The following is a 6,000-nucleotide window of genomic DNA, read 5'->3' on the forward strand; positions in this document are numbered from 1 at the left end:
AGGGTTAGGAGAAAAAATCTTTAAGTCTGAAGCAAACAATTGTTTTGACAAATCACAAAACAAACGTTTACTCAGAACCCACAGGCGACGGTTAACCCGCTACAAACGTAGCTACCAGGGGCGACACCGTTACACAATGTCCGACGCCTGGGAATTTTCGGATCAAGGATCACGCGTTCGATGCAAAGCGCCCGACACCTCATGCATGATCCCCTGACCGTCAACTCCCTCGCCATCCTGCGCGCGAAAAACTTCATCCCCACTGACGAGCGTCTCCAGGAAATCAAAAACGGCGTGGCCAAGATGTAGGAGCATCCCATGAAACAATACATTTGGAACGTCCTGCTCGGCCTGGACCAGTTCCTTTCCGTCCTGACCGGCGGCGACCCCGACGAAACGGTTTCCAGCCGGGTGGGCAAGGCCTCGGCCGCCGGCAGCCGCATAGGGCGCGTACTGGAAATCTGCCTGGACGGCGTCTTCGGAGCCGGCCATTGCCGAACGTCCATCGAGGCGGACGAAGGAGGGCAACGGGTCGCACGATATTAAGAAGAGGAGCGGCAGGGCGGCAGCCACCGCCCCACCGACGCGATGTGGGGACATCGCGCCACGGCCGAAGCCGCGCTCCAAGCTCGTGCACGAGCGTTAGAGGGCTACAGCTTCCGGCCCAACCTTGTAAAGGCAAGCATGGAGATACGTTGCGGCAAATGCGGACGTCTTTTGGCCAAGGGCACCGGGACCATCGAAATCAAATGTCCCCGTTGCCATACCCTCAACCACGTGAGGGCCGCGAGCCCCGACAAAGAGAGCCTGAGAGCCCCGGAAAAGGAGCACTCGGGTGTTACCTCAAACGATCTTTGACAACGGCGTCCTCTACACTGGCGACGCCCTGGCGGTTTTGAAAGAGCTTCCGGCGGATTCGGTGGACATGGTGCTCACCGACCCGCCGTATTCGAGCGGCGGGCTGCACTTGTCCGCGCGCCAGGCGGCCCCGGCCTCAAAATACCAGGCTTCGGGCACGAAAAAGGTCTACCCCCCGATGCTCGGCGACCTGAAGGACCAGCGCTCTTTCGTCATGTGGGCGACGCTATGGCTGGGGGAGTGTTGGCGGCTGGCCAAGTCGGGCGCTCCCTGCCTGGTCTTTTGCGACTGGCGGCAACTGCCGGCCATGACCGATGCGATCCAGGCCGCCGGCTGGCTTTGGAAAGGGATAGTGGTCTGGCACAAGCCGAACGCCCGGCCGACAATGGGGGCTTTCCGACACGACGCGGAGTTCGTGATCCACGCCGCGAAGGAGAAGATGCGGACGCACACGCGGCAATGCTTCCCGGGCGTGTTCCATTACGGCGTGGACCCGAGGAAAAAGGTCCACCTCACGGGGAAGCCCGTGGCCCTGGTCAAGGACCTGCTGGCGGTGGCCGCTACGGGGGCAAACGTGCTCGACCCATTCCTCGGTGGCGGCACCACCGCCCTGGCGTGTGTGGAGACCGGCAGACGCTTTATTGGGGTGGAACTTTCGCCCGAATATGCAGCCCTCGCCGCCGAACGCATCCACGTTGCCGAGGCCTCGTTACAGTAGATTCCAACCACACGGCGGCGTGCCAAACCGCGCGCAAATCAGTGCCAAATCGCGCGCCGCCTTACAGCCGCCTTACAGCTTACAACCACCTCAGTGGGAGGGGGGTTAGGAATAGATTAGGCAAAAGAAAAAGGGCCTACGAAATTTCTTCCGTAAGCCCTTGGACTTCCTTGGTTGCGGGGGCAGGATTTGAACCTGCGATCTTCGGGTTATGAGCCCGATGAGCTACCGGTCTGCTCCACCCCGCGTCACGTGGAGAAATGTATCTAGGCCGTTCACCACTACCCGTCAAGCAGAAAATGCAAAAAAAAGAAATTTATTGCGAGGGCTGTGCCTTAATTGTAGTATAAACAAATGGTTATATCGAACGGCTGGAATCTTTCCCTGGCCCTGGCCGGATTCGGCCTGCTGGCCGCTTCCCTGGCAGTCCAAAAAAAGGCACTATGCCTCGTCGCGGCCGGGATGGCTGTTCTGACAGTCCTGGCTGTCGGCGAGTCCGACCCCGTATTGTTTCTGGGCGCACTCGCCCTGGCGGGGGCACGGTTGCTGTGCACGCCCCCGAAGGACTCGCCGGCGGACCGCCCAAACGGGGATAACGACATTCCCGCTGGGCGACAGCCTTGACGATGCCGGCTTTCGCGGCTATTGGAAGAAGTTCATCACAATTCATGGAGTCTATGCATGAGCAAGAAAACATACCAGCCGAGCAAAATCCGCAGAAAACGCACGCATGGCTTCCTGGTTCGCTCCAGGAGCAAAAACGGTCAGGCCATCCTGCGCCGCCGTCGGGCCAAGGGTCGCAAACGTCTGGCGGTCTAGGCTTTTCTCCGGCGCAAAGGCTCCGGACGCGATGGGAGTTCGCGGCCTGCTTCGATGCGGGCCGCCGCTATCACGGCAAGTTATTTCTCCTATTCGTCCTGCCGCGTCAGGATCGGGACGCTCCTTGGCGACTCGGCATGGCCATCAGTAAAAAGGTCGGCAATGCCGTCGCCCGGAACCGTGTCAAACGCGTTTTGCGCGAGTGCTTCCGCCTGGACGCCCCATGTGCCGTCTCCGCCTTGGATATCGTGGTCGTCGCCAAAAAAAGCCTGGACCCGGGCCATCTGCCTCTGGATGCGGCCTGCCGCGACCTCCGTCCACTTTTGGCACGGATGGCCAGGGATTTCGATCGGGTGGCCAGGCCGGGGAGTCCGACCCCATGCGAAGCGCCCTCATCTGGGTCATAACCTTCTATCGGCTTGCCCTCTCGCCCCTTAAGCCGCCATGCTGCCGCTTCGTGCCCACCTGCTCCGAATACGCCATCGAGGCCCTGGAGCGGTTCGGCGTGCTGCGGGGCGGGCTGCTCGCCCTGTGGCGGCTTTTGCGTTGCCATCCCCTGGCCCGGGGCGGTCTCGACCCTGTTCCCCAAGCACCCTGGCCGCGCCCGAGAGCGCCTCGAGAAGCGTCCCCCATGCGACGCACCCACACTCATCGACGGGATTTGAAGGACAATGGAAAACAAACGCGTAATCCTGGCCGTGGTTCTCTCCCTTGTCGTCCTGGTGGGTTGGAACTTCCTGTTTCCGACCAAGCCCCCGGTCCATAAGACCGAAACCACGACGCAAACCCAGGCTCCCGCACCTGACAAAACCGCCCCCGGGAAAACCCAGGCGAAGGCGCCGGCGGCCGAAACCCTTTCCGCTTTCGCCCCCACCCCCGGCAAGACACTGACCGTGGACACCCCCCTGTACACGGCTGTTTTTAACAGCTCCGGCGGCCTGCTCTCCCGGTTCTCCCTCAAACAGTACCGTCAGACCATTGCCGACAATTCCCCCCTGGTCGACCTCATAAACGAAAAGGCACACGCCAAGGCCCCCCTGGGCCTCATCCTCAACGGCGCCCCCACCTGGCAGAACGTGGAGTGGTCCGTCCAGGGCGGCGATGTCACCCTCGACGCCTCGGGGAGCGCCTCCGTGACCTTTGTCGGCCGCATGGGCGAGACCATCCTCAAGCGCGTCCTGACCTTTTCCGGCGCAAGCTACCTCATCGATGAAAAGCTCTCCCTGTCCAACACCGGCGCCAACCCGGTGCGCGACCGCCTGTCCATGACCGTGGCCGTGGACCGCCTTTCGGCCGAGGGCGACAGCTACAATCCCACCCAGGCCGCCTTCTACGACACCTCGGGCCTGGAGCTTTTCAACAGCGAGAAGAAGCTGGCCGAGGGCATCGCCGATGAAAAGCCGGTGGAGTGGGGCGCCATCATGAGCAACTACTTCCTGGTGGGCGTGATTCCCGACACCACGGATCTGCTCGGCAAGGCCAAGATCGAGGACGGGCTTTTCCGCCTGGCCGTGGACAAGGACGGCATCGAGATTCCGGCCGGCGGCCGCCAGGACCTCTCCATCAGCTATTACCTCGGCCCCAAGGCCCCGAAGTACCTGGCCATGGCCCCGCACCACCTGTCCGCGGCCATCGACTACGGCTGGTTCGACTTCATCGCCAAGCCGCTGCTCAAGCTTCTGCGCTTCTTCTACGACTACGTCGGCAACTACGGCGTGGCCATCATTCTTTTGACCGTGCTCATCAAGGCAATCTTCTGGCCGCTTTCCCACAAGAGCTACAAGTCCATGGAGCAGATGAAAAAGCTCCAGCCGATGCTCTCGCAACTGCGGGAGAAGTATAAGGAAGACCGCCAGAAGATGAATGAAGAGATGATGCAGCTCTACAAGACCTACAAGGTCAACCCGGCCGGCGGCTGTCTGCCCATGGTCGTGCAGATCCCGGTCTTTTTCGGCCTTTACCAGGCCTTGCTGCACTCCATCGAACTGCGGCACGCGGCGTTTATTACCTACCTGCCCTTTACGCACATGATCTGGCTCGTCGACCTTTCGGCCAAGGATCCGTACTACATCACGCCGCTCATCATGGGCGCGACCATGTTCCTGCAGCAGAAAATGACCCCGGCCCCGGGCGATCCCACCCAGGCCAAGATCATGCTGCTCATGCCCGTGATCTTCACCTTCATGTTCCTCAACTTCCCCTCTGGTTTGGTTGTGTACTGGCTGGTCAACAATGTCATTTCCATCGCCCAGCAATACTGGATGCTCAACAAGAAGCACTCGTGACGTCCTTCGTCATCGGGCATCCATGGCCGCAACAAAGCGGCGCAAGTGCAATCAAGGAGCGTTTATGAGCGAATTCAGAACCTTCAGCGGCAAGACCGTCGATGAAGCCATGGAGGAGGCCTGCCGCCATTTCGGCGAGCCCCGTGAAAAGCTGGAAGTGGAGATCGTCTCCGGCGGCTCCTCCGGAATCTTCGGCCTCGTCGGCAAGAAGAAAGCCGAGGTCCGGGCCCGCTTGCGCGAGGAAGTCAACCTCCTGCAAGGCATGGAAGAATCCCGAAAGCGCGACGCCGCGCCCAAGGCCGAAAGAAATACCCGTTCGCGCCGGCCGCCGCGCCAGGAAGCCGCCCCGCAAAAGCAAAAGCCCGCGTCGGCTCCGGCCGAACCTGTTCCCCCGCGCCAGGAAGCCGTCCGGGCCCCTGTCGTGGAACCCGTCACGCCCCCGGTCACGGAATCGTTTAAGGGCGTTGCCCCGGACGACGACATTTCCGACGACGACATGATGGAAATGGACGAGGAGACCGGGGCGGAAGCCCCCCGGCGCGAATCCCGCGGCAACCGCGAGGAACGCCGGCCGGCCGCTCCGGAAACGCCGCCCCAGCCCATCACCCCCGAACTTGAAGCCATCGTGCGCGAAGTCATGGACCAGATGCTCGACGGCATCCTCGGCCAGATTCCAGAATACGAAATCTCCGGCCACAGCGAGCGGGTCTCCGTGCTCATCCTCGACGAGGAAAATTCCGGCCTGCTCATCGGCCGCGAAGGACAGACCCTTTCCTCCATCCAATACCTCGTCAACCGCATCGTCATCCGTCGTCACGGCAGCCCCATCAAGGTCCAGATCAACACCGGCGAATACCGTGAGCGCCAGGACGACAACCTGCGCAAGATGGCCATTTTCCTCGCCGACAAGGCCAAAACCCTGGGGCGGCCCCAGTCCACAAAACCGCTTTCCTCCTACCACCGCCGGGTCGTGCACCTGGCCCTTCAGGAGGACGAAGCCATCTCCACGCGCTCCAAAGGCGACGGGCCGCTCAAACGCGTGCTCATCGTGCCGCGCGGCCGCGGCAACGACGCCCCAGCACAGCAGGGCGATCAACAGCAGCCGTAGTTGTCGTGGAGTGGCGGGATTTCGCCAGGGGAGGTGCCACCTCCCCTGGACCCGGCAGGAGAGGCTCCGCCTCTCCCGCACCTCTCCGCCGGGGGGCTTGATGCCCCCCGGACCCCCCTTTTCCGGGTCGGGCTGGTGGGATGGGAGTGCTGTTGGGAGGCGGGAGGCCGTATGTTCGTTGCCGTCGCCGCTAGAACAGGTAGCCGTAGGTG

General features: G+C 61.9%; 8 protein-coding genes, 1 tRNA gene and 1 pseudogene. 9 read left to right on the forward strand and 1 reads right to left on the reverse strand.

Annotation, left to right across the window (positions count from 1 at the left end; genetic code table 11):
- Nucleotides 1-180 precede the first annotated feature (180 nt).
- The 4 genes from ACMZ6R_RS03205 to ACMZ6R_RS03220 all read left to right on the forward strand — a co-directional run bounded on the left by ACMZ6R_RS03205 (nucleotide 181) and on the right by ACMZ6R_RS03220 (nucleotide 1,576).
- Complete coding sequence (locus ACMZ6R_RS03205) at nucleotides 181-309, forward strand: hypothetical protein (protein WP_416109446.1); 129 nt, start codon at nucleotides 181-183, stop codon at nucleotides 307-309.
- Nucleotides 310-318: 9 nt separating this feature from the next.
- Complete coding sequence (locus tag ACMZ6R_RS03210; protein WP_416109447.1) at nucleotides 319-546, forward strand: hypothetical protein; 228 nt, start codon at nucleotides 319-321, stop codon at nucleotides 544-546.
- A gap of 138 nt (nucleotides 547-684) precedes the next feature.
- Nucleotides 685-858: a zinc finger domain-containing protein gene (locus ACMZ6R_RS03215; protein WP_416109448.1), complete on the forward strand. Its 174-nt coding sequence runs from the start codon at nucleotides 685-687 to the stop codon at nucleotides 856-858.
- Entirely contained in the window at nucleotides 836-1,576 is a 741-nt protein-coding gene (locus ACMZ6R_RS03220; RefSeq protein WP_416109449.1) for a DNA-methyltransferase, read from the forward strand. Before ACMZ6R_RS03215 ends, ACMZ6R_RS03220 begins: the two co-directional genes overlap by 23 nt.
- Nucleotides 1,577-1,747: 171 nt before the next feature.
- Here ACMZ6R_RS03220 and ACMZ6R_RS03225 read toward each other — a convergent pair.
- Nucleotides 1,748-1,824: transfer RNA gene (locus ACMZ6R_RS03225), tRNA-Met, on the reverse strand.
- Between the two features lie 433 nt (nucleotides 1,825-2,257).
- Between ACMZ6R_RS03225 and rpmH the strand changes: the two genes are divergently transcribed.
- The 5 genes and pseudogenes from rpmH to jag all read left to right on the forward strand — a co-directional run bounded on the left by rpmH (nucleotide 2,258) and on the right by jag (nucleotide 5,788).
- Nucleotides 2,258-2,395, forward strand: a complete 138-nt coding sequence (gene rpmH, locus ACMZ6R_RS03230; protein ID WP_416109450.1) for a 50S ribosomal protein L34 — start codon at nucleotides 2,258-2,260, stop codon at nucleotides 2,393-2,395.
- Between the two features lie 14 nt (nucleotides 2,396-2,409).
- Nucleotides 2,410-2,802 (forward strand): annotated as a pseudogene (gene rnpA, locus ACMZ6R_RS03235) (ribonuclease P protein component); the annotation flags it as partial.
- Nucleotides 2,775-3,161 (forward strand): membrane protein insertion efficiency factor YidD, encoded by a 387-nt coding sequence (yidD, locus tag ACMZ6R_RS03240; RefSeq protein ID WP_416109451.1) that lies wholly within the window; start codon nucleotides 2,775-2,777, stop codon nucleotides 3,159-3,161. The pseudogene rnpA and the gene yidD, both read left to right, overlap by 28 nt.
- Complete coding sequence (gene yidC / locus ACMZ6R_RS03245) at nucleotides 3,067-4,680, forward strand: membrane protein insertase YidC (RefSeq protein ID WP_416109452.1); 1,614 nt, start codon at nucleotides 3,067-3,069, stop codon at nucleotides 4,678-4,680. Before yidD ends, yidC begins: the two co-directional genes overlap by 95 nt.
- A 64-nt stretch (nucleotides 4,681-4,744) precedes the next feature.
- Nucleotides 4,745-5,788: an RNA-binding cell elongation regulator Jag/EloR gene (jag, locus tag ACMZ6R_RS03250; RefSeq protein WP_416109453.1), complete on the forward strand. Its 1,044-nt coding sequence runs from the start codon at nucleotides 4,745-4,747 to the stop codon at nucleotides 5,786-5,788.
- The last annotated feature ends 212 nt before the right edge of the window (nucleotides 5,789-6,000 follow it).

Source organism: Solidesulfovibrio sp. C21 (assembly GCF_047785625.1).
Taxonomy (GTDB): Bacteria; Desulfobacterota; Desulfovibrionia; order Desulfovibrionales; family Desulfovibrionaceae; genus Solidesulfovibrio.